24 protein-coding genes are annotated in these 23,678 nt (G+C 68.5%); 21 read left to right on the top strand and 3 right to left on the bottom strand.

What is annotated here, in order from left to right; translation table 11 throughout:
* Positions 1–101 precede the first annotated feature (101 nt).
* The 12 genes from QZW52_RS02570 (at position 102) to QZW52_RS02515 (ending at position 11,933) form a co-directional block, all read left to right on the top strand.
* Complete coding sequence (locus tag QZW52_RS02570; RefSeq protein ID WP_293994882.1) at positions 102–1,172, top strand: RNA-guided endonuclease InsQ/TnpB family protein; 1,071 nt, start codon at positions 102–104, stop codon at positions 1,170–1,172.
* A 69-nt stretch (positions 1,173–1,241) separates the two neighbouring features.
* Positions 1,242–2,129, top strand: coding sequence for a dienelactone hydrolase family protein (locus QZW52_RS02565; RefSeq protein WP_293994881.1), 888 nt, complete (start codon positions 1,242–1,244; stop codon positions 2,127–2,129).
* A 112-nt stretch (positions 2,130–2,241) separates the two neighbouring features.
* Entirely contained in the window at positions 2,242–3,306 is a 1,065-nt protein-coding gene (locus QZW52_RS02560) for a YncE family protein (RefSeq protein WP_293994880.1), read from the top strand.
* 7 nt (positions 3,307–3,313) lie between these two features.
* Complete coding sequence (locus tag QZW52_RS02555) at positions 3,314–4,108, top strand: polysaccharide deacetylase family protein (protein WP_293994879.1); 795 nt, start codon at positions 3,314–3,316, stop codon at positions 4,106–4,108.
* Entirely contained in the window at positions 4,108–5,088 is a 981-nt protein-coding gene (locus tag QZW52_RS02550) for a sterol desaturase family protein (protein WP_434738256.1), read from the top strand. The genes QZW52_RS02555 and QZW52_RS02550 overlap by 1 nt, the downstream gene beginning before the upstream one ends.
* Before the next feature lie 46 nt (positions 5,089–5,134).
* Positions 5,135–6,037 (top strand): EI24 domain-containing protein, encoded by a 903-nt coding sequence (locus tag QZW52_RS02545; protein WP_293994877.1) that lies wholly within the window; start codon positions 5,135–5,137, stop codon positions 6,035–6,037.
* Positions 6,034–6,831: a competence/damage-inducible protein A gene (locus QZW52_RS02540; protein ID WP_293994875.1), complete on the top strand. Its 798-nt coding sequence runs from the start codon at positions 6,034–6,036 to the stop codon at positions 6,829–6,831. Before QZW52_RS02545 ends, QZW52_RS02540 begins: the two co-directional genes overlap by 4 nt.
* 189 nt (positions 6,832–7,020) lie before the next feature.
* Complete coding sequence (gene glnA, locus QZW52_RS02535; protein WP_293994874.1) at positions 7,021–8,436, top strand: type I glutamate--ammonia ligase; 1,416 nt, start codon at positions 7,021–7,023, stop codon at positions 8,434–8,436.
* A gap of 97 nt (positions 8,437–8,533) precedes the next feature.
* Positions 8,534–9,094: a hypothetical protein gene (locus tag QZW52_RS02530; protein WP_293994873.1), complete on the top strand. Its 561-nt coding sequence runs from the start codon at positions 8,534–8,536 to the stop codon at positions 9,092–9,094.
* A complete protein-coding gene (glnL, locus tag QZW52_RS02525; RefSeq protein ID WP_293994872.1) occupies positions 9,091–10,182 on the top strand; it encodes a nitrogen regulation protein NR(II) in 1,092 nt (363 codons plus the stop codon). The genes QZW52_RS02530 and glnL overlap by 4 nt, the downstream gene beginning before the upstream one ends.
* A 23-nt stretch (positions 10,183–10,205) precedes the next feature.
* Positions 10,206–11,693 carry a nitrogen regulation protein NR(I) gene (gene ntrC / locus QZW52_RS02520; protein ID WP_293994871.1) on the top strand — a complete coding sequence of 496 codons (1,488 nt, stop codon included), beginning with the start codon at positions 10,206–10,208 and terminating at the stop codon, positions 11,691–11,693.
* 78 nt (positions 11,694–11,771) lie between these two features.
* Positions 11,772–11,933 (top strand): hypothetical protein, encoded by a 162-nt coding sequence (locus tag QZW52_RS02515; RefSeq protein WP_293994870.1) that lies wholly within the window; start codon positions 11,772–11,774, stop codon positions 11,931–11,933.
* Here the strand turns inward: QZW52_RS02515 and QZW52_RS02510 are convergent.
* Entirely contained in the window at positions 11,906–13,906 is a 2,001-nt protein-coding gene (locus tag QZW52_RS02510) for a YhgE/Pip domain-containing protein (RefSeq protein ID WP_293994868.1), read from the bottom strand. The genes QZW52_RS02515 and QZW52_RS02510 overlap by 28 nt on opposite strands.
* 150 nt (positions 13,907–14,056) lie before the next feature.
* Here QZW52_RS02510 and rpoH point away from each other — a divergent pair, with 150 nt between their 5' ends.
* Positions 14,057–14,989, top strand: a complete 933-nt coding sequence (rpoH, locus tag QZW52_RS02505) for an RNA polymerase sigma factor RpoH (protein WP_293994866.1) — start codon at positions 14,057–14,059, stop codon at positions 14,987–14,989.
* A 22-nt stretch (positions 14,990–15,011) separates the two neighbouring features.
* Here rpoH and QZW52_RS02500 read toward each other — a convergent pair whose 3' ends face one another.
* Positions 15,012–16,448 (bottom strand): aminotransferase-like domain-containing protein, encoded by a 1,437-nt coding sequence (locus tag QZW52_RS02500; RefSeq protein WP_293994864.1) that lies wholly within the window; start codon positions 16,446–16,448, stop codon positions 15,012–15,014.
* 110 nt (positions 16,449–16,558) lie between these two features.
* Between QZW52_RS02500 and QZW52_RS02495 the strand changes: the two genes are divergently transcribed.
* From QZW52_RS02495 to QZW52_RS02480, 4 genes are read left to right on the top strand one after another with little or no spacing between them, the layout of a single operon-like run.
* Positions 16,559–17,155 carry a LysE family translocator gene (locus QZW52_RS02495; RefSeq protein ID WP_293994884.1) on the top strand — a complete coding sequence of 199 codons (597 nt, stop codon included), beginning with the start codon at positions 16,559–16,561 and terminating at the stop codon, positions 17,153–17,155.
* Between the two features lie 8 nt (positions 17,156–17,163).
* Positions 17,164–18,069, top strand: a complete 906-nt coding sequence (locus QZW52_RS02490) for a DMT family transporter (protein WP_293994862.1) — start codon at positions 17,164–17,166, stop codon at positions 18,067–18,069.
* Entirely contained in the window at positions 18,066–19,286 is a 1,221-nt protein-coding gene (locus QZW52_RS02485) for an aminotransferase-like domain-containing protein (protein ID WP_293994860.1), read from the top strand. The genes QZW52_RS02490 and QZW52_RS02485 overlap by 4 nt, the downstream gene beginning before the upstream one ends.
* Positions 19,283–20,149: a PhzF family phenazine biosynthesis protein gene (locus QZW52_RS02480; RefSeq protein ID WP_293994858.1), complete on the top strand. Its 867-nt coding sequence runs from the start codon at positions 19,283–19,285 to the stop codon at positions 20,147–20,149. The genes QZW52_RS02485 and QZW52_RS02480 overlap by 4 nt, the downstream gene beginning before the upstream one ends.
* Before the next feature lie 33 nt (positions 20,150–20,182).
* On the opposite strand, the gene QZW52_RS02475 is transcribed toward QZW52_RS02480, so the two are convergent.
* Complete coding sequence (locus QZW52_RS02475; RefSeq protein ID WP_293994856.1) at positions 20,183–20,635, bottom strand: c-type cytochrome; 453 nt, start codon at positions 20,633–20,635, stop codon at positions 20,183–20,185.
* Positions 20,636–20,725: 90 nt separating this feature from the next.
* On the opposite strand from QZW52_RS02475, the gene QZW52_RS02470 reads away from it, so the two are divergent.
* The 4 genes from QZW52_RS02470 (at position 20,726) to QZW52_RS02455 (ending at position 23,666) form a co-directional block, all read left to right on the top strand.
* Positions 20,726–21,439 carry a cytochrome b/b6 domain-containing protein gene (locus QZW52_RS02470; RefSeq protein WP_293994854.1) on the top strand — a complete coding sequence of 238 codons (714 nt, stop codon included), beginning with the start codon at positions 20,726–20,728 and terminating at the stop codon, positions 21,437–21,439.
* 10 nt (positions 21,440–21,449) lie between these two features.
* A complete protein-coding gene (locus QZW52_RS02465) occupies positions 21,450–21,959 on the top strand; it encodes a GNAT family N-acetyltransferase (RefSeq protein ID WP_293994852.1) in 510 nt (169 codons plus the stop codon).
* A gap of 76 nt (positions 21,960–22,035) precedes the next feature.
* Positions 22,036–22,935 carry an SMP-30/gluconolactonase/LRE family protein gene (locus QZW52_RS02460; protein ID WP_293994850.1) on the top strand — a complete coding sequence of 300 codons (900 nt, stop codon included), beginning with the start codon at positions 22,036–22,038 and terminating at the stop codon, positions 22,933–22,935.
* 248 nt (positions 22,936–23,183) lie between these two features.
* Positions 23,184–23,666 carry an ATP synthase subunit I gene (locus QZW52_RS02455; RefSeq protein WP_293994848.1) on the top strand — a complete coding sequence of 161 codons (483 nt, stop codon included), beginning with the start codon at positions 23,184–23,186 and terminating at the stop codon, positions 23,664–23,666.
* Positions 23,667–23,678 lie beyond the last annotated feature (12 nt).

Below are 23,678 nucleotides of genomic sequence, written 5' to 3'. Positions count from 1 at the left end.
TGTGACCCGGACGAAGCGACAAGCCCCGGGGTTCAGCCCGGGGTCGAGCGTTCAAGCCGGAACGGCTTGTCAAGCGACATGTATGGAAATACAGTTGTCGGATGGAAGCCGTGAAGACCCTCAAGCTGCGCATCAAGGACAAGCACGCGGGCGTGCTGTCCTTGATGGCGAGTGAGGTGAACTTCGTGTGGAACTACTGCAACGAGACGAGTGCGCGGGCACTCCGGGAGCGGCGCGAGTGGCTGAGCGGGTTCGACCTGCAGAAGCTCACGGCGGGGTACTCGAAGTGCGATGGCGTGCGGATCGGTAGCGCCACGGTGCAACTGGTGTGCGAGGAATACGCCACCCGGCGCAAGCAGTTCAAGAAAGCCCGGCTCAATTGGCGCGTGTCGAACGCGAAGGCGGCGAAGCATTCGCTGGGCTGGGTGCCGTTCAAGGCGGGCGGCGCGAAGTACAAGGCCGGGCAGATCGCTTTTCTCGGGCACAGGTTCAGTCTGTGGGACAGCTACGGGCTGAGCCGGTTCGATCTGCGCGCCGGCTCGTTCTCGCAGGACGCGCGCGGCCGGTGGTACCTGAACGTGTGCGTCAAGGTGGACGTGCCGAAGTCGGCCGGCACTGGATCGGTGGGGATCGACCTCGGCCTGAAGACCGCGGCGACGTGCTCGGACGGTGAAGAACTGGCGTCCGGCCTGTACCGCAAGCACGAGGGCGCGCTAGGGATCGCCCAGCGGGCGCGCAAGAAGAACCGGGTGCGCGCGATCCACGCGAAGATCGCCAACACGCGCAAGGACGCGATGCACAAGTTCAGCACCGGGCTGGTCGAGCGCAACGCGGCGATCTTCGTCGGGAACGTGCAGGCCGGCGCGATGGTGAAGACTCGGATGGCGAAATCCACGCTGGACGCCGGGTGGTCGATGATGAAGACGATGCTGGAATACAAGAGCCATCAGGCCGGCATCGTGTTCGAGGAGGTGAATGAAGCCTACACAACCCAGACCTGCTCGCGCTGCGGGGGCATACCCGCCAGCAGTCCGAAAGGCAGGACAGGTCTGCGAATGAGGCGATGGACATGCTGCGATTGCGGCGCGGAACACCACCGCGACGTGAACGCCGCCAGGAACATCGCCGCGCGCGGACATGCGCGTCTCGCAGGAGGAATCCCCGTCCTTTAGGGCGGGGAGGATGTCAACGGTGTCCGTGCGTTCCTAGAATGCGGGTCCACCCCGAACAGGAGACCGCCCATGACCGACCCCGTGAACCGTGCCGAATTCGACAGCCTCACCCCCACCCAGGAGTTCTCCCGGCGCAGCTTTGTCCAGACCGCCATCGGCAGCGGATTTGCCGCCGCGGTATTGCCGGTCATGGCGCAGAACGTCATCAACACGCCGGCCGATGGGCTGATGGTCGGCGAGGTGACGATCGACGTGAACGGTTTCAAGATGCCCGCCTACCGTGCGGCGCCTGCTGGCGGCAAGAACCTGCCGGTGGTGCTGGTGCTCAGCGAGATCTTCGGCGTCCACGAGCACATCGCCGATGTCGCCAAGCGGTTTGCGCGGCTGGGCTATCTGGCCATCGCGCCGGAGCTGTTCGTGCGCCAGGGCGACGCGGGCAGCTACGGTGAAATGGCCAAGCTGATGAGCGAGGTCATCGGCAAGGTGCCGGATGCGCAGGTGCTGGGCGATCTGGACGCCACCGTCGCCTGGGCGGCGGCCAATGGCGGCGACACGGCGCGGCTGGGCGTCACCGGCTTCTGCTGGGGCGGGCGCATCACCTGGCTCTATGCCGCGCACAACCCCAAGGTCAAGGCCGGCGTGGCGTGGTACGGCCGGCTGGTCGGCAACGCGACGGCGCTGACGCCGCGGCACCCGGTCGAGCTGGCGCGTGAACTCCAGGGCGCGGTGCTCGGCCTCTACGGCGGCCAGGACGGCGGCATTCCGCTGGACACGGTCGAGAAGATGAAGACCGCGCTCGCCGCTGGCAGCGTGGCGGCGCAGCGTTCCGAGTTCGTCGTCTACCCGGATGCGCCGCACGCCTTCCACGCCGACTACCGCCCCAGCTTCCGCCCCGCCGCCGCGCAGGACGGCTGGGCGCGCTGCGTGGCGTGGTTCAAGGCGAACGGCGTGGCCTGAATCGGCAGAGCGGCTCCCCCCGATTGATCGCGGTCAAGCAGGGGGCGGACGCCGGAATCCGCTTCAGGCGTCGCCAGTACACTGCCGCACCGCTTTCAGGATTCCCTCCCGCATGACCTCGCGCCGCTGCCGCTTTTTCCCGCTCCTCGCCGTGCTGCTGGCGTGTACCGCATCCCTGTCCACCCAGGCTGCCGCGCCGGCCGCCAGTGCGCCGGCTTCGGCTCCGGCGGCTTCCGTTCCTGTGGCGGCAGGCCGCCCGCCGATCTTCGTGCTCAACTCGCTGGACGCCACCGTCAGCGTGATCGACCCGGTGAGCCTGACCGAGCTGCGCCGCCTGCCCACCGGCAAGGAGCCGCACCACCTCTACCTCTCGCCGGACGAGAAGTCGCTGCTGATCGCCAACGCGGTCGGCAACACGATCACGCTGGTCGATCCGCGCACCGGCCAGATCCAGCGCACGATGACGGACATCATCGACCCGTACCAGTTGCGGTTCTCGCCCGACATGAAGTGGTTCGTCACCGCGGCCAACCGGCTCAACCACATCGACCTCTACCGCGTCACGCGCCCGGCCACGGGTGGGTTCGAGCTGGCCCTGGCCAAGCGCCTGTCCACCGGCAAGACCCCCAGCCACGTCATCATCGACACCAAGTCCAGCGTGGTCTACGCCAGCGTGCAGGACGACAACCAGATCACCGCCATCGACCTGGCCACCCAGACCACGCGCTGGACCGTGCCGTCCGGCAAGATGCCCGCCGACGTGTTCCTGAGCGCGGACGACAAGACGCTGCTGGTCGGTCTGACGGGCGACGAGGTGGTCGAGGCGTATGACGTGAGCGTCAACCCGCCCAAGCTGATCAAGCGCATCCCGACCGGCGCCGGCGCCCACGCCTTCCGCGCCTGGGGCGACCAGCGGCATGTGCTGGTCAGCAACCGCGTGGCCAACACCATCAGCCGCATCGACATCCAGACCCTCGCCGTGGTGGACACCTACCCCGCGCCGAGCGGCCCGGACTGCATGGACCTCTCGCCCGACCGCAAGCTCCTCTATGTCGCCTCGCGCTGGGCCGGCAAGCTGACGGTGATCGACACCGTGCAGAAAAAGGTGGTCCGGCAGGTCAACGTCGGCAAGTCGCCGCATGGCGTGTGGACGCTGGAGCACGCCGGGCGGCTGTGAAGACGTGATGAAGCTCCCGATCGCGCAAGGTCTGGTGGCGGCTGCGTTGGTGCTGACCGCCGGCAGCGTGCAGTCGGCGGTCTGCGACAAACCGCTGTTCCTGACCTTCGACACCGGCCACATGGGCGTGGCGCCGCTGGTGGCCGAGGTCTTGGCACGCCAGCAGGTGAAGGCGACGTTTTTCCTGGCCAACGAGCGGACGCTGACCGACGGCAGCAGCCTTGATGCGCAGTGGGCGCCGTGGTGGAAGGCGCGGGCGCAGGAGGGGCACCTGTTCGGTTCGCACACCTTCGACCATGTGTATTGGCGCGCCGACCGCACCGACGGCGGCTTCGACATGCGCCCGACCTTCGGCCCGCAGGCGAACCGGACGGTGCCGATGGACGCCGCCGCCTACTGCGCGGAACTGCAACGCCCGGCGACCCGCTTCACCGAGATGACCGGCCAGCGCATGGCGCCGCTGTTCCGCGCACCGGGCGGCAAGACCTCACCCGCGCTGCTGGCGGCGGCTGCGCGCTGCGGCTGGGCGCATGTGCCGTGGAGTCCGGCGGGCTTCCTCGGCGACGAGCTGTCGAGCGAGAAATTCCCCAACGCCGCGCTGCTGGCCAAGGCGTTGCGCGATATCCGCCCCGGTGACATCCTGCTGGCGCACCTGGGCATCTGGTCGCGGCAAGATCCGTGGGCGCCGGCCGTGCTGGAGCCGTTGATCACCGGGTTGAAGCAGCGCGGCCATTGCTTCGCCACGCTGGCCGAGCACCCCGCCTACCGCGACACCCTGCGCACCACGCCGACCCGACCATGATCGACACGCTCCTCGACGCCTTCGGGCTGGCCCAGCAGTGGTTGTACGAAACCGCCGTGCAGCCGGTCGTGTTCGCGCTCGGCGGTGGTTCGATCCTGGAGGATGCCTATAACGCCACTGGCTGGCTGCTGGTCGGGTTGCTGCAGATCGCGGTGATGCTGGCGGTGATCGGGCCGCTGCAACGCTGGCGGCCGGTGGAGCCGCTGGCGGATCGGGCCGCCGTGCGGGTGGATGTGCTCTACACGCTGATCCACCGGCTCGGGCTGTTCCGGGTGGCGCTGTTCTTCGCGGTGGATCCGCTGTGGGACAGCCTGCGCGGCTGGCTGGCGGTGCAGGGCGTCACGGGCTGGCAGCTCGACACGCTGGTCGCCCCGCTCTGGCCGGGGGTGAGCGACACGGCGCTGGGGGCCTTTGTCCTCTACCTCGTGGTGTTTGATTGCGCCAACTACCTCATCCACCGTGCCCAGCACCAGTTCGACTGGTGGTGGGCGCTGCACGCGCTGCACCACAGCCAGCGCCAGATGACGATGTGGACCGACAACCGCAACCACCTGCTCGACTCGGTGGTCGTCGATCTGGTGCTGGTGCAGCTCGGCCACGCGATCGGGGTGGCGCCGGGGCAGTTCGTGGCGGTGGTGGCGCTGTCGCAGCTCGTCGAGAACCTCTCGCACGCCAATGTGCGGCTGCGCTTCGGCTGGCTGGGCGAGCGGCTGCTGGTCAGCCCGCACTTCCACCGCATCCACCACAGTCTGGGCATCGGCCACGAATCCGGCGGCAAGGGCACGCTGGGCGGGCACAACTTCGCGGTGCTGCTGCCGGTGTGGGACATGCTGTTCGGCACGGCGCGCTTCGAGGGCCGGCCCGGTGACACGGCGACCGGCATCCGCGACCAGCTCCCCGAGGAGGGCGGGCGCGATTACGGGCGCGGGTTCTGGGCGCAGCAGCGGCTGGGGCTGCTGCGGCTGGTCGGGCGGGCCTGAGCCGGGGCATCAGCGCGGCGGGCGCCAAGTCGCTATGCTGGCGCCCATGTCCAAAGTCCTTGATGCTTTCTGGCGCGCACTGGGCTATTGCCTGCTGCCGCGCGTGATCTTCCTGTCGCTGTTGCCGGTGCTGCTGCTCGGCGGACTGGCCTTCGGGCTGGCGTGGTTCTTCTGGGATCCCGCGGTCGAGGGCGTGCGGCAGTTTCTGCTGAACACGCCGATGCTCGCGCCCGTCACCGCGTGGATCGACAAGTTCACCGGCGGCGCCTTCCGCAGCGTGATCGGGCCGCTGGTCGTGGTGGCGCTGACGGTGCCGGTGATGATCGTGGCGTCGCTGCTGCTGGTGTCCACGTTCATGGGGTCCACGGTGGTGGGCCTGGTTGCCCGCCGCCGGTTCGAGACGCTGGAGCGCCGCCACGGCGGGCGCTGGTGGCAGGCGCTGTGGTGGTCGTTCGGTTCGACCGTGGCGGCGCTGGTGGTGATGGTGGTGAGCCTGCCGCTGTGGGTGATTCCGCCACTGGCCTTGCTGGTGCCGCCGCTGATCTGGGGCTGGCTGACCTACCGCGTGATGGTGTACGACGCGCTCGCCGACCACGCCACCCACGACGAGCGCCTGACCCTGATGCGCCGCCACCGTGCCCCGCTGCTGGTCATCGGCATCGTGTCGGGCTACCTGGGCGCGGCGCCGTCGCTGGTCTGGGCGATGGGGGCGCTGGCGCTGCCGATGATGCCGCTGCTGATCCCGGTGTTCGTCTGGCTGTACACGCTGGTGTTCGTGCTGGCGTCGCTGTGGTTCACGCATTACAGCCTGGCGGCGCTCGACGCGATGCGCCGCCAACAGGCCGTCGAGGTGCTGCCGCCGGTGGTGACGCCGGCGCCTGCCGCACCTGTCTTGCCGGGTGGACCGACCACCGGCTCCGATTCCTTCCCACCCATCGCCCTCCCATGAACTTCGGCCTCATCATCATCGGCGACGAGATCCTCTCGGGCAAACGCCAGGACAAGCACCTCGCCAAGGTCATCGAACTGCTGTCGGCCCGCGGGCTGTCGCTGGCCTGGAGCACCTACGTCGGCGACGACCCGCGCCGCATCACCGAGACGCTGCGCACGGCGTTTGCCAGCGGCGACGTGGTGTTTTCCTGCGGCGGCATCGGCGCGACCCCGGACGACCACACGCGCCAGTGCGCGGCCGCGGCGCTGGGCGTGCCGCTCGAACTCCACCCCGAGGCGTACGAACTCATCATGGAGCGCGTGCGCCAGATGGCGATCGAAAAAGGCTGGAGCGACGACCCAACCCACCCCGACACCATCCACCGCACCAACATGGGCGTGTTCCCCGTCGGCGCCCAGATCATCCCGAACCCGTACAACAAGATCCCCGGCTTCACGGTCGGCGAGGTGCATTTCGTGCCGGGCTTCCCGGTGATGGCGCACCCGATGATCGAGGCCCTGCTCGACACCCGCTACGCGCACCTGCACGGCGCCGGGGTGCAGGAGGAGCGGTCGATCATCGTCTACGGCTCGATGGAGGCCAGCCTCACGCCGCTGATGATCGACATCGAGGCCCGCTTTGACGGCATCAAGGTCTTCAGCCTGCCCAGCGTGGACCATCCCGTGCATGGCCGGCACATCGAACTCGGCGTCAAGGGCCCGCCGGGCGAGCACCTGCTGCGTGCCTACGCCGCCCTGCGTGCGGGCTTGCAGGCGCCCCATATCGAGACAGGCCCTGAAATGGTGCGTTGATTGCACCAGTTTTGTGCGTATTGGCTGGTGGCGCATGGCAATGCCTGAACCTGCCACAACGTGCAAAGCGGCCGTCCCGTGGTGAGCGTGGGCATGGATTCTGCTACATTGCTCGGCGGTTCTCAGCTTGGCTGGGGATCCAAAAACACTCCCCTTTTTCTGATCTCGCTACTCGCTAGGAGCCTCCTGATGGCCAAGACCGTCGCCGACGTGATGAAGATGGTGAAGGAAAACGAAGTCAAGTTCGTTGACTTCCGTTTCACCGACACCCGTGGCAAGGAACAGCACGTCACCGTGCCCGTTTCCCACTTCGATGAAGACAAGTTCACGTCGGGTCACGCCTTCGACGGCTCGTCGATCGCGGGCTGGAAGGGCATCGAAGCTTCGGACATGCAGCTCATGCCCGACGCCAACACGGCCAACATCGATCCCTTCTTCGAAGAGACGACGATGATCATGACGTGCGACGTCATCGATCCGGCCGACGGCAAGCCCTACGAGCGCGACCCGCGTTCGCTGGCCAAGCGCGCCGAGGCGTACATGAAGTCCACCGGCCTGGGCGACACCGCCTTCTTCGGCCCGGAACCCGAGTTCTTCGTGTTCGACAGCGTGCGCTGGGGTGCGGACATGTCGGGTTCTTTCTGCTCGATCGAGTCGGAAGAAGCCGCCTGGAACACCGGCAAGGACTACGAGCACGGCAACAAGGGCTTCCGCCCGACCGTCAAGGGGGGTTACTTCCCCGTGCCGCCGGTGGATTCGGGCCAGGACATGCGCTCGGAGATGTGCCTGATCCTCGAATCGATGGGCATCCCGGTCGAAGTCCACCACCACGAAGTGGCGAACGCCGGCCAGATGGAAATCGGCACCCGTTTCAGCACGCTGATCCAGCGCGCCGACTGGGTGCAACTGCAGAAGTACATCATCCACAACGTCGCGGGCGCCTACGGCAAGACCGCCACGTTCATGCCGAAGCCGATCGTCGGCGACAACGGTTCGGGCATGCACGTCCACCAGTCGGTGTGGAAGGATGGCGTCAACCTGTTCGCCGGTGACGGCTACGCCGGCCTGTCGGACTTCGCGCTGTACTACATCGGCGGCATCATCAAGCACGCCCGTGCGCTGAACGCGATCACCAACCCCGGCACCAACAGCTACAAGCGCCTGGTCCCGGGCTACGAAGCCCCGGTGAAGCTGGCCTACTCGGCCAAGAACCGCTCGGCCTCGATCCGCATTCCGTATGTGGCGAACCCGAAGGGCCGCCGCGTCGAAGCGCGTTTCCCGGACCCGCTGATGAACCCGTACCTGGGTTTCGCCGCGCTGCTGATGGCCGGTCTGGACGGCGTGGAAAACAAGATCCACCCGGGCGAAGCCGCCACGAAGGATCTGTACCACCTGCCGCCGGAAGAAGACGCGCTGATCCCGACCGTCTGCTCCAGCCTCGAACAGGCGCTGGAATACCTGGACAAGGGCCGTGCGTTCCTGACCAAGGGTGGCGTGTTCACCGACTCGTACATCGACGCGTACATCGATCTGAAGATGCAGGAAGTCCAGCGCATGCGCATGACGACCCATCCGATCGAATTCGACATGTACTACACGCTGTGATTTTGCTGTGATGTCGCCGTGACCTGATCCCCGATCGGGTCTGGTGCGATGCAGAGGCGGCCTCCGGGCCGCCTTTTTCATGGGGGATACTGCGGCGATGAGCACGACTTTCCTTCACCGCACGCTGCGCACGGCGACCTTTCTTGCCCTGGTGGCCGGTGCCACAACGGCCAGCGCCCAGGAGCGGCCGGTCTACCGCTGCCCTGGCAACCTCTACACCGACCAGTACAGCGCCAAGGAAGCGGCGGAGCTGGGCTGCAAGACGCTGGACGGTGCGCCGGTGACGGTGGTGCAGTCGTCGGTGCGGCGTCCGGCCGGTGGGGGCGGTGGCGGCGGCGGAGAGGGTGGTGGTGCCCGGTCGTCCAGCGGTGCCGCGCCGGCCGGCCGCGCCAGCGGCGAGATGCGCGTTGATCCGGTCCAGCAGCGCAGCCGCGACAGCGACGCCCGGCGCATCCTCGACGCCGAGCTGGCCAAGGAGGAGGAGCGGCTGGCCGCCCTGCGCAAGGACTACAACAACGGCGAGCCGGAGCGCCGCGGCGACGAACGCAACTTTGCCCGCTACCAGGAGCGCGTGGCCGAGATGAAGTCCGCCATCGCCCGCAAGGAAGCCGACATCGCCGCCCTCAAGCGCGAACTCACCAAACTGCCCGCCCTGTGAAACTGCTCAAATCCCCCACCTCCGGCCACGCCTTCGACGCCTTCGATCACTTGGCCACGATGGTGGCGGTGCTGCGACCGGATGGACGCTGCGTCTATGTGAATGCGGCCTTCGAGACGACCCTGGGGCTGCCGCGGCGGGCCTTGCAGCGCGGTCGGGTGTTCGACTGGTTCGTCGATCCGGCCACGCTCAAGGTGACCTTCGACGCGGTGGTGGCCAACGAATTCGCCACCGCACGGCTCGAAGCCCTGCTGCGCCGCCCGCCCAGCGCGACCACGGCCGATCCGCTGCCGGTCCACGCCATCGTCACGCAGATCGACCACGGCGAGCAGGTGCTGCTGGAACTCGTCGAGATCGAGCAGCAGACCCGCCAGGACCGCGAGGCCCGCACGCTCGACCAGGCCCGTGTCACCAAGGAGCTGATCCGCAACCTCGCCCACGAGATCAAGAACCCGCTGGGCGGCATCCGGGGCGCGGCGCAGTTGCTGGAGATGGACCTGGAGAGCAAGGCGCTGCGCGAATACACGCAAGTCATCATCCACGAGGCCGACCGGCTGCAGGCGCTGGTGGACCGGTTGCTGGCCCCGCACCGCCGCCCGCACATGGTGGCCGACGTGAACATCCACGAGGTGCTGGAGCGGGTGCGGGCGCTGATCCTGGCCGAGTTCCCCAAGGGACTGGTGGTGCAGCGCGACTACGACATCTCGTTGCCCGAGTTCCGGGGCGACCGCGAGCAGCTCATCCAGGTCGTGCTCAACATCACCCACAACGCCGCCCAGGCGCTGACCGCGCGGCGGCTGGACGACGGCGATGCCCGCATCGTCATGCGCACCCGTGCGGCGCGGCAGGTGACGATCGGGCGGCAGCGGTATCGGCTGGCACTGGAATTGCATATCGAAGACAACGGACCCGGCGTGCCGCCCGAGATCCGTGATCGCATCTTCTTCCCGCTGGTTTCCGGACGGGAAGGAGGCTCGGGCCTCGGACTGACGCTGGCACAGGACTTCATCCAGCAGCACCACGGCCTGATCGAATGCGAGAGCGAAGCCGGGCGCACGCTGTTCAAGATACAGATTCCTCTGCCCTGAGCGCACACCGCCCAACACCGCCCATGAAACCCATCTGGATCGTTGACGACGACCAATCCATCCGCTTCGTGCTGGAGAAGGCGCTCGCCCGTGAAGACCTGCCGGTGCGCAGCTTCACCAACCCGCGCGACGTGCTGACCGCACTGGAGGACGATGCCCCGCAAGTGCTGGTCAGCGACATCCGGATGCCTGGGGGCAGCGGCATCGACCTGCTCACCAAGGTCAAGGCCCGCTACCCCGGCCTGCCGGTGATCATCATGACGGCGTACTCGGACCTGGACAGCGCCGTCTCGGCCTTCCAGAGCGGCGCCTTCGAGTACCTGCCCAAACCGTTCGACCTGCCCAAGGCCGTGGCGCTGATCCGCCGCGCCGTGGACGAGAGCCTGCGCGAGGAAAGCGTCGATGAGGCCACGGCCGTGGTGCCCGAGATGCTGGGTCAGGCGCCGGCGATGCAGGACGTGTTCCGCGCCATCGGTCGCCTGAGCCAGAGCAACGTCACCGTGCTGATCACGGGCGAGTCCGGTTCGGGCAAGGAGCTGGTGGCGCGGGCGCTGCACAAGCACAGCCTGCGCGCGGGCGGCCCGTTCGTGGCGATCAACACCGCGGCGATCCCCAAGGACTTGCTGGAGAGCGAACTCTTCGGCCACGAACGCGGTGCCTTCACCGGTGCACAGGCCACGCGCCGCGGCCGTTTCGAGCAGGCCGAAGGGGGCACGCTGTTCCTCGACGAGATCGGCGACATGCCGTTCGATCTGCAGACGCGGCTGCTGCGGGTGCTCTCGGACGGCCAGTTCTACCGCGTCGGCGGCCACCAGCCGCTGAAGTCGAACGTGCGCGTGATCGCGGCGACCCACCAGCACCTCGAAGAGCGCGTGCGCGACGGCGCCTTCCGCGAAGACCTGTTCCACCGGCTCAACGTCATCCGCCTGCGCCTGCCCGCCTTGCGCGAGCGGCGCGAGGACATTCCTGCGCTGGCCCGCCACTTCATGCAGCGCAGCGCCAAGGAGCTGGGCGTCGAGTCCAAGCGCCTCTCGGAGATCGCGCTGCAGCAGATCGCGCTGTTCGACTTTCCCGGCAACGTGCGGCAACTGGAGAACCTCTGCCACTGGCTGACCGTGATGGCGCCCGCGCAGACCATCGACCCCAAGGACTTGCCGCCCGAGATCCAGGCGCATGTCCACGCGCTGGCGGCGCAGTCTGCCGCCGGATTGGCGGTGTTGCCGGTGGCGACGGCGGCATCGACTCCAGTGCCGGTGGCCCTGACGGCACCGGCAGTCGCCACTACATCCGCATCCGTCGATGCCTGGCTCGATGGCCTGGAGCGCGAAGCCCGCGCACTGCTGGAGCAGGGCCACCCGCAGGTCTGGGACGATCTGACCCGGTGCTTCGAGGGCCGGCTGATCCAGACCGCGCTGGCCGTCACCAAGGGTCGGCGCATCGAGGCTGCGCACAAGCTCGGCATCGGACGCAACACGATCACCCGCAAGATCCAGGAACTCGGGCTGGAGTGAGCGCGCGGGGTCGGCGGGGCGCCGAAGTTTGACTTGTCGCAAGCGCCTGACGCAGGAGATGGGCGACAGTGCCGGCAAATGCCGATTGCTGCCCATGCTGCTGCCCATGCCGATGACATCGCCCAGCGGCGCGCCATGACGCCGGAGACGCTGCCGCGGTTGGTGCGCAGCTTCGAGGCGCAGGGCGTGCTGGCGGGTATGCCGGCGGCGGCTCAGTCGAAGTCGATGCCGGGGCGGTAGTCCGCCGCCGGGATGACCGTCCAGCGGCCCGCCAGCATCGCCCCCAGCAGCGCCGTGCCGCCACAGACGGCGACCACCGTCCAGTGCGCCAGCCACTGGCCGTCATAGGCCCCGAACATGCTGGCCCGGAAGGCCCGCACGACCCAGGTGAAGGGCAGGTAAGGGTGCAGCGTCTGGAAGAAGGGCGTGGTCAGCTCGATGGGCAGCGTCGCCCCGGCCGAGGACAACTGCACGATCAGCAGGAGGATGCCCAGCACCTTGCCCAGCTCGCCGAACCAGCGGATCAGCGCGAACAGGATCATCAGGAAGGTCAGCGACGCGGCGGTCACGGTGGCGACGAAGGGGCCGATGTCGTGGACGCGGATGTGGAGCACGCCCACCATCATGACCACCATCACCGCCGACTGTCCCAGTACCACCATGGCGGGCCAGACCAGCTTGCCCGTCACTTGCGCCGTGCGCCACAGCGGCGCGGCGGTGTGGGGCAGGCGGCGCAGCTTGAACAGCAGCGCCGCCGACACCGCCCCGATCCACAGCGCCATCGGCACGAAGTTCGGCGCGAACCCCGCCCCATCGCTGCGCACGGGCGCCACGATCTCCAGGGCGGGTTCCACCGAGTCGGCCAGCCCGCGTGCGCTGCCCTCGGGCATCGTCACGTCGGCGGGCAGCGCGTCCACGAGCAGGGCCAATCCGTCGCGCAACTGCGCACTGCCCGTCTCCAGCCGCCCGAGTCCGTTGTGCAACTGGTTGCCACCGCCCTGGAGCTTGCGCAATCCGTCTCCGAGCGTCAGCAGACCGCTGCCGAGCTGCTGCGCACCGTGGGGCAGGGCGTCGAGGCGGCTGTCGTCGGGCAGTGCGGTGGTGATCTGGTGCAGTGCGCCGCTGAACTGGGTGAATCCGCTGGTCAGGGTCTGCAGGCCGGTCTGGAGTTGCTGGGTGCCGCCGAGCAGGCGCTGGTTGCTGTCCCGCGCCTGGCCCAGGCCCAGCCAGAGCTGCCCTGCGCCGTTGTCCAGCGCCAGCGCACCTTCGGACAATCCGTCGCCGATCAGCGGAATCTGCGCGGCGCTGTGCTGCAGTGTCTGGGCGCCGTTCTGGAGCTGGCGTGCGCCCTGCTGGAGCTGCTCCAGCCCTTTGCCCAGCTCGGTCTGCCCTTGGGCGAGGCGCTGCACGCCGGACTTGAGGGGATCGAAATCGTTGGCGGCGGGGCGGTGGGCGTCGAGTGCGCGCAGGCTGGAGGACAACTGCCGCCAGCCGCCCGTGAACTGGGTGCCGGCGTCCGCGAGCTGCGTGGCGCCGCGCTGGGCCTGGGCGGTGGCGTCGCCGGCCCGGTTGATGCCCTGCGTCAGCTCGGCCACGCCTTGCCGGGCCTGGTGGACGCCGTCGGCCAGCAGCCGGCTGCCGTCGCGCAACTGTCCGACCCGCTCGCGCAGCGTCGCCAGATTCAGCTTCGAACCCTCGGCCGAGGCCAGCACCATGTCCCAGCGCCGCTCGTTGAGCGCCTCGTTGACGCGGTGCGCCAGCTCGGGCGCGAAACGCTTGGCGAAGCCGGCGGCGCTGTAGCTGTTGCCCTCGGAGGTGTAGATCACCAGCTTGGCAGCGCCGGCTTCGCGGCCGGGCAGCGCCTGCTCGCTAAAGTTCGGCGGAATCAGCACCGCAAAGTTCAACTCGCCCCGACGCACCGCCAGCTTCGCGGCTTCGGTGTCGTCGAAGCGGTGCCAGTCGAACAGCCCCTGGCGCATCAGCGTCTGGCTGACTTCCTCGCCCATGCGCGTGGCCTGGCCGCGGAACACCACGCCCGTGTCGGCGTTGACCAGACCCGCCCGGAGCGCGCCGGTGCGCGTGCTCGGATCCCACATGCTCGACAGGTAGATCAGCGCATACAGCGCCGGAATGAACAAGGCTCCCGCAACCGCCACGGCAAAACGGCGGTCCCGCACCAGCAGCATCCAGTCCGCCCGTACCAGCAATCTCACCCCGTCCCACCAGTCCATGGGCGGCGTTCGTTTTCGATCGTTCATTGTCACAAGTCTGGCCTTTGCGTGCTTTCTTGGCTTTAGCACTCGCTGAGTGCGAGTGCTAAACTGAAAGGGAACTCCAGGACGCAAGCACAGTCTATGTCCACCATGCAACTGCAATCGTCATCTTCCACCGCACTCTCCATGCGCGACCCGTGGGCGCTGGTGCCCTCGCTGGGCAATCTCGACGCCTACATCAGTGCTGTCAATCGGCTTCCGATGCTCTCGGCTGAAGAAGAATCGGGTCTGGCGCGCAAGCTGCGTGACAAGCAAGATCTGGACGCCGCTGGCCGGATGGTGTTGTCGCACCTGCGGCTGGTGGTGTCGGTGGCGCGCCAGTACCTCGGTTACGGCCTGCCACACGGCGATCTGATCCAGGAAGGCAACGTCGGGCTGATGAAGGCCGTCAAGCGGTTCGACCCCGAGCAGGGCGTGCGGCTGGTCAGTTACGCGCTGCACTGGATCAAGGCCGAGATCCACGAGTACATCCTCAAGAACTGGCGCATGGTCAAGGTGGCCACCACCAAGGCGCAGCGCAAGCTGTTCTTCAACCTGCGCTCGATGAAGCGCCAGTTCAAGGGCGAAGCCGCTGACGGCGACACCCACCGCGCTGGCCTGTCCGAGGCCGAGATCGACCGCGTGGCCGAGCAGCTCAACGTCAAGCGCGAGGAGGTCATCGAGATGGAGACCCGCTTCGCCGGTGGTGACGTGGCGCTCGACCCCAGCGGCGACGATGACGAGGACAACGCCTACGCCCCCATCGCCTACCTCGCCGACGACCGCGACGAGCCGACCCGCGCCATCGAGGCCCGCCGCCGCGACGAACTCGCTGGCCCCGGCCTGCTGCGTGCGCTCGATGCGCTGGACGCCCGCAGCCGCCGCATCGTCGAAGAACGCTGGCTCAAGGTCAACGACGACGGCTCCGGCGGCTTGACGCTGCACGACCTGGCTGCGGAATATGGCGTCAGCGCCGAACGCATCCGCCAGATCGAAGTTGCGGCGATGAAGAAGATGAAGAAGGCGCTGGTCGAACCCGCCTGAGCGGGCCTGCACCCCGCACGCCTCACCGCTGCAGCGCATTCCGTGCCGCAGCGAACGCCCGCCAGAACCCTGCATCCTGCGCCGTCGCGAAGTTGATCCGCATCTGCGTACACGGCTGGCGGCGCGCATGGAACAGGCTGCCGGGCGCCATCAGCCAGTCGTCGTCGAGCAGCCGCTGGGCGAGCTGCTCGGTGTCCACCCCCGTCTCGACCCAGCCGAACAGCCCCTGTGGCGGGCAGACGAACGTGCAACCCGCCCCGAGCGCCAGTTGCACGCTGCGGGTGCGCGCCGCGTCCAGCCGCGCGCAGACCCGCTCCGCGTGGCGGCGCAGTTGCCCCTGCTCCAGGCATACCGCCACCGCCTGCTCCAGCAGCGCCGGCGTGGTCAGGCTCGACAGCAGCTTCACGTCGATCAACCGCTCGACGTGTGCTTCGGGCGCCGCGACATAGCCCACCCGCCAGCCCGGCGCCAGGATCTTGGAAAACCCGCTGACATAGAACGTGCGGCGCAGGCCATCGAGGGCGGACAGGCGTGGTGCGTGGGCCGGGGCGAGGTGGGCGTAGGTGTCGTCCTCCAGGATCTGCAGGTCGTGGTCCTGCGCGAGCTGCAGCAGCCGGTGCGCGGTGGACAAGCTCAGCATCCCGCCCGTCGGGTTGTGCAGCACCGAGACGGTCACGTACAGCCGTGGCCGGTGTTCCTGCGCCAGTGCGTCCATCACTGCGAGATCTGGCCCGTCCGGGCCGCGCGGCACCGGCAGCAAACGCATCCCGAGGTGCGTCAGCCGCGCGTATTCGACCGACCAGCCCGGCTCGTCCACCAGCACCGCATCACCCGCCGTCAGCAGTGTGCGCGACACCAGATCCAGTGCCTGTGTTGCACCGACCGCCGTGATGATCTGCGACGGCGCAGCCCGCACGCCGAAATCGGCGATCCGGTCGGACAGCGCCGCCCGCAGACGTGGATCACCCGCCGGCTCGCCGTACTGCAGCGACGCCGCGGCATCCCCGCGGCCGCGGTCCTCCGTCAGCACCTTGCGCAGCGCGCTGTGCAGCATCGGCAGATCGAGCCAGCTCGGCGGCAGCGTGCCCAGGCCGGGGCCGGGGCGCTGGCTGTTGCGGCCGAGCATGCCGCGGATGAGCGCGCTGGCGTCGAAAGGCACGGTGCGCGGTGCGGGTGTCTGGGCGGCGCGGCTGGCGGCGGGCAGCGGCAGATCGCGCCGCAGTTCCCGCACGAAGAAACCGCGTTGCCTGCGCGCTTCGACCAGCCCTTGCGCGAGCAACTGGTCGTAGGCCGCCACGACGGTGTGCGGGCTGACCGCGTGCCGCTGCGCACAGTCGCGCACCGAGGGCAGCCGGGCGCCGGGCGAGAGCAGGCGGTGGCGGATCTGCTGGGCGAAGTGGGCGGCGAGCTGTTCGGCCAGGGTCTGGTCGCTGTGGCGGCTGAGCTGGGGCGTCGTCATGGTGGCTTTGTGTCGTTGTCTTGACCAATACAGTGGTGGACAGTATTGGTGCAAAGTGTACTGGTACTGTGCTGTTTTGGCGCACTAGACTGGCCACCATGTTCTCCACGATCACCGCAGCCGACTACCTTGCCCTGCTCGCGCTCGGCACGGCCATGTCGTTCACCCCCGGCCCCAACACCACGCTGTCCACCGCGCTGGCCGCCAACCTCGGGTTGCGGCGGGCACTGCGCTTTTGTCTGGCGGTTCCGGTGGGCTGGGCGCTGATGCTGGGGTTGTGCAGCGTCGGGTTGGGGACGGCGATCCAGGCCCAGCCGGTGCTGCGGCTGGGCATCAAGGGGATCGGCCTGGGCTACCTGCTGTGGCTGGCGTGGAAGCTCACGCGCACGGCACAGCTCGGGCAGATCGACCCGGCGCGCCTGCAGATCGGCTTCTGGCAGGGGGTGGCGCTGCAGTTCGTCAACATCAAGGGCTGGATGTTCGCGCTGTCGGTGTCGGCGGGCTGGGTGTTGCCGGGGCCGGTGGGCGAGCGGCTGGTGGTGGTGCTGCCGACGATGGTGGCATTCGCCTTCACGAGCAATTTCACGTATGCGCTGGTGGGTGCGCTGCTGCGGGGCTGGCTGGCGCAAGGGGCGCGGCTGGCGTGGTTCAACCGGGGGATGGCGGCGGTGCTGGTGCTGACCGCCGTGTGGATGGGGCAAGCATGAGCGTGGGCATGAAGCATTTGTCGGCCGAACAGCGCGGCCTGTTGCTGGGCCTGCTCGGGGTGGCGATCTTCGCGCTGACGCTGCCGATGACACGGCAGGCGGTCGGACCGACCGATGCGCCGCAACTGCCGCCGCTGTTCGTCACCGCGGGCCGAGCGGCCGGGGCGGCGCTGCTGAGCGTGGTCTACCTCTGGTTGACAGGCGCATCCTGGCCGACACGGCGCGATGTGCTGCCGCTGGTGGTGTCGGCCCTCGGCACGGTGGTCGGCTTTCCGCTGTTCATCGCGCTGGCGCTGCGCGAGGTGCCTGCGATGCACGCGGCCGTCATCACCGGCGTGCTGCCCCTGTTCACGGCGGCGGTGGCGGCGTGGCACCTGCGCCAGCGGCCGTCGAACGGGTTCTGGGCGTGTGCGGTGCTGGGCTGCGTGCTGGTGCTGGCCTTCGCTGCCGTGCAGGGCGGGGGGCATCTGGTGCCGGCGGACGGTCTGCTGCTGCTGGCGATGGGCAGTGCCGCGGTCGGCTATGTCGCCGGGGCCAAGCTGTCGCAGCGTTGGCGGGCCGAGCATGTCATCTCGTGGGTGCTGGTCATCAGCCTGCCACTGACCGCCCCCGTGGCGTGGTGGACGCAACCCGCCGTGCCGGGCGACATTTCCACCGCCGCCTGGGCCGGCTTCGCCTACGTCACGGTGTTCTCGATGTGGCTGGGTTTCTTCGCCTGGTACCGCGGGCTGGCGCTGGGCGGCATGGTGCGGGTCAGCCAGGTGCAGATGGTGCAGCCCTTCCTCGCGCTGCTGTTGGCGGTGCCGGTGCTGGGTGAACCGTTGCAGGTGATGACGCTGGTGTTTGCTGCTGCGGTGGTCGCGGTGGTGTTCATCGGGAAGAGAATGGCAGTCCACAAGGAACCACGCGCATGACTTTCGAACTCCCCCTCTGGAATCCCGCCCGCCGCGCGGCGCGGATGAACCCGTCCATCCTGCGCGAGATCCTCAAGGTCACCGACCGGCCGGGCATCCTGTCGATGGCGGGTGGCCTGCCGTCGCCGGACACCTTCCCGGTCGAGGCGATGCGCGCCGCCTGCGACAAGGTGCTGCGCGAGACGCCCCGCGAGGCGCTGCAATACGCCGCCAGCGAGGGCTTCACGCCGCTGCGCGAGTGGGTGGCGAACCACCTGCGCGGCCAGGGCATGACCGTGGACGCTGACCAGGTGCTCATCACCACCGGCTCGCAGCAGGGGCTGGACCTCGTGGCCAAGGTGCTGGTCGATGCCGGCGCGCCGGTCGCCGTGGAGGCACCGACCTACCTGGGCGCGCTGCAAGCCTTCGCGCCGATGGAGCCGATCTTCGCCAGCATCCCGAGCGATGCGGACGGCCCGTTGCCGGAGGCGGTGGCGGCGCTGCCCCACGATGCACCCGGCACGCGGTTCATGTACGTGCTGCCGAACTTCCAGAACCCGAGTGGCCGCGTCATGCCCGAGGCACGGCGCGAGGCGCTGATCGCCGCGGCGAAGCAGGCCCGCGTGCCGCTGGTCGAGGACAACCCCTACGGCGACCTCTGGTACGACACTCCGCCGCCGAGGACGCTGGCGGCGCGCTGGCCCGAGGGCGTGATCTACCTGGGGTCGTTCTCGAAGGTGCTGGCACCGGGGCTGCGCCTGGGCTATGTGGTGGCGCCGCGGGAGCTGTTCCCCAAGCTGCTGCAGGCCAAGCAGGCGGCCGATCTGCACACGCCGGGCTTCAACCAGCGTGTGGTGTACGAGGTGATCCGCGATGGTTTCCTCGACCAGCATGTCCCCACCATCCGCGACCGCTACCGCGCCCAGCGCGACGCGATGCGCGAGGCCCTGACCCGCCATCTGCCCGAAGGCAGCGAGTGGACGGCGCCGACGGGCGGCATGTTCTGCTGGGTGCGTCTGCCGGAGGGCTGCGACGCCGTGGCGCTGCTGCCGAAGGCGGTGGAGCAAGGGGTGGCCTTCGTGCCGGGGGCGGCGTTCTATGCCCACGTACCCGATCCGCGCACGGTGCGGCTGTCGTTCGTGACGCTGACACCGGACCAGATCCACACCGCCGTGGCCATTCTCGGCGCGGTGCTGAAGCGCCACCTGACCGAGGACCAGCCGGAGCCGACGCCGTGACGACACCCCTCGACCGCCGCACCGTGGTGCTTGATGTTTTCACCGCGGAGCCACTGAAGGGCAATCCGCTGGCGGTCGTCGTCGATGCCGAGGGCTTGAGCGACGCGCAGATGGCCGCCTACGCCCGCTGGACCAACCTGTCCGAAACGACCTTCCTTCTGCCGCCGACCGATCCGGCCGCCGACTACCGGGTGCGGATCTTCACGCCGGGCGGCGAGCTGCCCTTCGCGGGGCATCCGACGCTGGGCAGTTGCCAGGCGTGGCTGGATGCGGGTGGTGTGCCGCGCCAGACGGGGAGCGTGGTGCAGGAATGCGGGGTCGGGCTGGTGCGGGTGCGGCAGATCGATGGCGCACCGAACCGACTGGCCTTCGCTGCGCCACCGCTACGGCGCAGTGGCGCGGCCGATGCCGGGGTGGTGGCGCAGGTGCTGCGCGCGCTGCGGATCGGCGCGGACGCGGTGCTGGCGGTCAACTGGATCGACAACGGCCCCGGCTGGCTGGGGGTGCGTTTGCACGACGCGGCGGCGGTGCGCGCGCTGGTGCCGGACTTCGCGGCGATGCGCGGGCTGAACGTCGGCGTGGTGGGGGCGTGGCCGGCGGGGAGTGCCGTCGATGTGGAGGTGCGGGCATTCGTGCCGGACCTGGGGGTGCCCGAAGATCCGGTGACGGGCAGCCTGAACGCCGGTCTGGCGCAGTGGCTGATCGGCGCGGGTCTGCTGCCGACGCGCTATGTCGCCGGGCAGGGCCACGCGCTGGGGCGCGATGGCCGGGTGCATGTCGAACACATCGCCGCGGGTGATCTGGCCGGCGTGTGGATCGCCGGGGACGTGACGCGCTGCATCGCGGGAACGCTGCGGCTGTGAACCGCAGGCGTTCTGCAGCGCATCAGCGGTGCGTCACTCCTTGCGGTAGTTGTCGTGGCAAGCCTTGCAGGTCTGCGCAGCGGCACCGAACGCGGTCTTCAATTGCGCCAGATCGCCGGTCTTGGCGGCGGCGTTGAGCTTGCCCATCTCCTCGCCCATCTTGGCCATGCCGGCCTTGAACTTGTCGGCCTCGCTCCAGATTTCCGGCTTGGCACGGGTCTCGCCCTTGTCGGTGCCGGCGATGAAACCTGCGGCGGGCAGCGTGGACAGGTGGGTCAACAGCTCGGTGTTTTCAGCGGCGACCTTGGCGTCGAAGGGAACCTTGCCGCTGGCCATCGCGCCGACGCGGCCGAAGTGGTTGGCCATCACCGTGAAGGCGGCCTTGCGGTACTTGATGGCGTCTTCGGGCTTCTGGAACTGTGCGCTGGCGGGCAGGGCGGCGAACAGGCCGGCGGCGGCACTCAGGGCGATGCAGAGACGTTTCATCGGCGGAACTCCGGGTGGTTGGTGCGACCACATGGCCGCCGAGCCAGTGTAGCCTTGCGGACATGGCCGATTTGGGTGCGAGGTGAAGCGATGGAATCGACACGGAACGCAGTCACTGCGGGGCTGCACCCGGTGCGGGTGTGGGATTGGCCGACACGGCTGTTCCACTGGGCGCTGGTGCTGTGCGTGACGGGCGCGGTGGTGAGCGCCAAGATCGGCGGCAACGCGATGGCGTGGCACTTCCGGTTCGGGCTGGCGGTGCTGGCGCTGCTGGTGTTCCGGCTGGTGTGGGGCGTGATCGGCGGGCACTGGTCGCGCTTCACCAGCTTCCTCTATGCACCGACGACGCTGCTGCGCTATGCGCGCGGGCTGGCCGACCCGCAGGAGCGGCTCGATGTCGGCCACAGCCCCACGGGTGCGCTGTCGGTGTTCGCGCTGCTGGGGCTGCTGGCGGTGCAGGTGGCGACCGGGCTGGTGGCCGACGACGAGATCGCCAGCACCGGGCCGCTGATCCGCTTCGTCGAGTCCGCCACCTCGCTGGCGGCGACCTCCTGGCACAAGTCCTGGGGGCAATGGCTGCTGCTGGGGCTGGTGGCGCTGCACCTGTGCGCGATCGCCGTGTACCGCGTGGTCCACCGCCACGATCTGGTCACGCCGATGCTGGCGGGTGACAAGCACCTGCCACCCGCGGTGGCCGCGCAAGTGCCCGCATCGGCCGACCACGCGGGCCGGTGGGTGCTGGCGCTGGCCGCCTTGTCACTGGGTGTTGCCGCGGCATTGTGGGTGCAGGCACAGGGCGGCTAGACTGCGCTCCATGCACGTCCCCGAGACCCGCCTGATCGTGCCGGACACCCCGGCGCTCATCGAGGCCACGCGCGACATCTTCCGCGAGTACGCTGCCAGTCTGGCAGTCGATCTGTCCTTCCAGGGCTTTGCGCAGGAGTTGCTGGACCTGCCGGGCGAATACGCCGACCCGAACGGCCGCCTGCTGCTGGCGCTGGTGGACGGCGCCGTGGCCGGCTGCGGTGCCTACCGCCGCATCACGGACGTGGACTACCCGAACGCCTGCGAGATGAAGCGCCTGTACGTGCGGCGCGCCTACCGCCGTTTCGGATTGGGTCGGCAGGTGGCGCAGGCCCTCATCGACGATGCCCGGCAGGCGCGCTATTCGTCGATGCTGCTGGACACGCTCGACGACATGGAGGCGGCGCGGGAGCTGTACACCTCGCTGGGCTTCGTCGAGGTGCCGCCGTTCTATTTCAACCCGCTGCCGGGCGCGCATTACCTGTGCGTCGATCTCGACGGTCTGCACAGCCGCTACTGACCGGGTTACAGCGGGGTACCGCGTTAGCATCGCGCCCCGATCCGAATGTCCACCCTTCCCACCCTGTGAGCCGCCCATGGATGCCGACCTGATCCGCGCCGTCAGTCCCCCTTGTCTCCTGGGCGAATCGCCGATGTGGCATCCGCGCGAGCAGGTGCTGTACTGGTGCGACATCCCTGGGCGGCGCCTGCACCGGCTCGATCCCGCCACCGGACAGACGCAGCACTGGGACTTTCCCGTCGAGCCGGCCAGCGTGGCCCCGGCGCTCGACGGCACGCTGCGGCTGGCGATGCGCGACGGGCTGTGGTGCTTCGATCCGGCGACCGGCAAGCGCGAACGGCTGGCCGCGCCGCCCTACGATCCGGCGACCGAGCGGTTCAACGACGGCAAGTGCGATCCGCAGGGGCGTTTCTGGGTCGGCACGGTCTACGAGCCGCGTGACCCGGCGCTGGCTGCGCTGTACTGCTGGGATGGCACCACGCTGAGCCGCCGCGCCGAGGGCATCACGGTGTCCAACGGGCTGGCCTGGAGTGTGGACGGACGGACGATGTACTGGTCCGACACCAAGGCACACGCGGTCTACGCCTTTGACTTCGATCCCGCTGGCGGCGGTTTGTCGAGGCGGCGCACCTTCGCGGAGTTCCCCAAGCGCACGCCGGACGAGCCGCTCGATGCCTATGGCGGACGGCCGGACGGCGCGGCGGTGGACAGCGAGGGCTGCTATTGGGTGGCGATGTTCGAAGGGCAGCGGGTGCTGCGCCTGTCGCCGGATGGCGTGGTGCTGCAGGAGGTGCGGTTGCCGGTGCGGTGTCCGACGATGCCATGTTTTGGCGGTCCGGACCTGAAGACGCTCTACATCACCACGGCCTGTGAGAAGCGCCCGGCAGACGAGTTGGCCGCGCAGCCGCTGGCGGGGTGTGTGCTGGCGCTGCGGGTGGCGGTGCCGGGGTTGCCGGCGCATGTGGCGTGCCCTTGAGCGGTGCAAGCACCACGTCATCCGCTGCCCGCAAAATCTCGCTTTCGCTCCGCCCCGCTGCTGTGGCGTTGTCGCGCACCGGCATGGCCCAGTGTTGTATGGGCCGCACGTTTCGGGTGCGTTGCAGAACTGAAGTGTGGAATGCGTGAGGCAGTGGTGGAGATGTGGGGGTTTCCACGTACAATTCGATGGTTTTGCCGCAACAGCTTCCGAACAACGTGACTCCACGCACACTTCAGCACAACGAAATGCGCGTCGATCCGGATGACTCGGCAGTTGAGGACGGTGAAGAAAGTTTCAAGAGCCTGACGCGAGAAGAGGCGCAAGCCCTTCGCGCAAGACTTCCGCAGGTGTCTCCGTGGCGGGTCGTGGCTGCGCAAGCGGTTGCGGGTGGGGTGATGGCCGGTGCGAGCTGGGCTGTCGCGGGTCGCGGAGAAGTGGTCTGGTCGGCGCTGTATGGCGCGGCCACCGTGGTTGTGCCGACCGCCTTGCTGGCGCGTGGCATGTCCCGTGTGACCCGGCTGTCAGAGGTGAAAGCGAATGTTGCGGCATTCAACTTCATGTTCTGGGAGTTTCTGAAAATTGGTGTCTCGGTGGCCATGCTGGCTGCCGCGGCAAAGGTCGTGCCTGACTTGAGCTGGCCGGCCATGCTGATCACCCTGGTGGTCTGCATGAAGATGAATTGGCTGGCCCTGCTGTGGCAGGGTCGGATGACAACCACTCGGTCTTAAGACAAGACACAC

Origin of the sequence: Sphaerotilus sp. (genome assembly GCF_013299175.1) — a bacterium.
Lineage (GTDB): Bacteria > Pseudomonadota > Gammaproteobacteria > Burkholderiales > Burkholderiaceae_C > Sphaerotilus.
Note: the sequence above shows the minus strand (reverse complement) of the source record. Positions and strands in the feature narration are given on the sequence as shown.

What these genes read in the sequence shown, in the direction of transcription:
- QZW52_RS02570 (WP_293994882.1), top strand. Translation starts at nt 102, where the DNA reads ATGGAAGCCGTGAAGACCCTCAAGCTGCGCATCAAGGACAAGCACGCG.
- QZW52_RS02565 (WP_293994881.1), top strand. Translation starts at nt 1,242, where the DNA reads ATGACCGACCCCGTGAACCGTGCCGAATTCGACAGCCTCACCCCCACC.
- QZW52_RS02560 (WP_293994880.1), top strand. Translation starts at nt 2,242, where the DNA reads ATGACCTCGCGCCGCTGCCGCTTTTTCCCGCTCCTCGCCGTGCTGCTG.
- QZW52_RS02555 (WP_293994879.1), top strand. Translation starts at nt 3,314, where the DNA reads ATGAAGCTCCCGATCGCGCAAGGTCTGGTGGCGGCTGCGTTGGTGCTG.
- QZW52_RS02545 (WP_293994877.1), top strand. Translation starts at nt 5,135, where the DNA reads ATGTCCAAAGTCCTTGATGCTTTCTGGCGCGCACTGGGCTATTGCCTG.
- QZW52_RS02540 (WP_293994875.1), top strand. Translation starts at nt 6,034, where the DNA reads ATGAACTTCGGCCTCATCATCATCGGCGACGAGATCCTCTCGGGCAAA.
- glnA (WP_293994874.1), top strand. Translation starts at nt 7,021, where the DNA reads ATGGCCAAGACCGTCGCCGACGTGATGAAGATGGTGAAGGAAAACGAA.
- QZW52_RS02530 (WP_293994873.1), top strand. Translation starts at nt 8,534, where the DNA reads ATGAGCACGACTTTCCTTCACCGCACGCTGCGCACGGCGACCTTTCTT.
- ntrC (WP_293994871.1), top strand. Translation starts at nt 10,206, where the DNA reads ATGAAACCCATCTGGATCGTTGACGACGACCAATCCATCCGCTTCGTG.
- QZW52_RS02515 (WP_293994870.1), top strand. Translation starts at nt 11,772, where the DNA reads ATGCCGATTGCTGCCCATGCTGCTGCCCATGCCGATGACATCGCCCAG.
- rpoH (WP_293994866.1), top strand. Translation starts at nt 14,057, where the DNA reads ATGCAACTGCAATCGTCATCTTCCACCGCACTCTCCATGCGCGACCCG.
- QZW52_RS02500 (WP_293994864.1), bottom strand. Translation starts at nt 16,448, where the DNA reads ATGACGACGCCCCAGCTCAGCCGCCACAGCGACCAGACCCTGGCCGAA.
- QZW52_RS02490 (WP_293994862.1), top strand. Translation starts at nt 17,164, where the DNA reads ATGAAGCATTTGTCGGCCGAACAGCGCGGCCTGTTGCTGGGCCTGCTC.
- QZW52_RS02485 (WP_293994860.1), top strand. Translation starts at nt 18,066, where the DNA reads ATGACTTTCGAACTCCCCCTCTGGAATCCCGCCCGCCGCGCGGCGCGG.
- QZW52_RS02475 (WP_293994856.1), bottom strand. Translation starts at nt 20,635, where the DNA reads ATGAAACGTCTCTGCATCGCCCTGAGTGCCGCCGCCGGCCTGTTCGCC.
- QZW52_RS02470 (WP_293994854.1), top strand. Translation starts at nt 20,726, where the DNA reads ATGGAATCGACACGGAACGCAGTCACTGCGGGGCTGCACCCGGTGCGG.
- QZW52_RS02465 (WP_293994852.1), top strand. Translation starts at nt 21,450, where the DNA reads ATGCACGTCCCCGAGACCCGCCTGATCGTGCCGGACACCCCGGCGCTC.
- QZW52_RS02460 (WP_293994850.1), top strand. Translation starts at nt 22,036, where the DNA reads ATGGATGCCGACCTGATCCGCGCCGTCAGTCCCCCTTGTCTCCTGGGC.
- QZW52_RS02455 (WP_293994848.1), top strand. Translation starts at nt 23,184, where the DNA reads ATGCGCGTCGATCCGGATGACTCGGCAGTTGAGGACGGTGAAGAAAGT.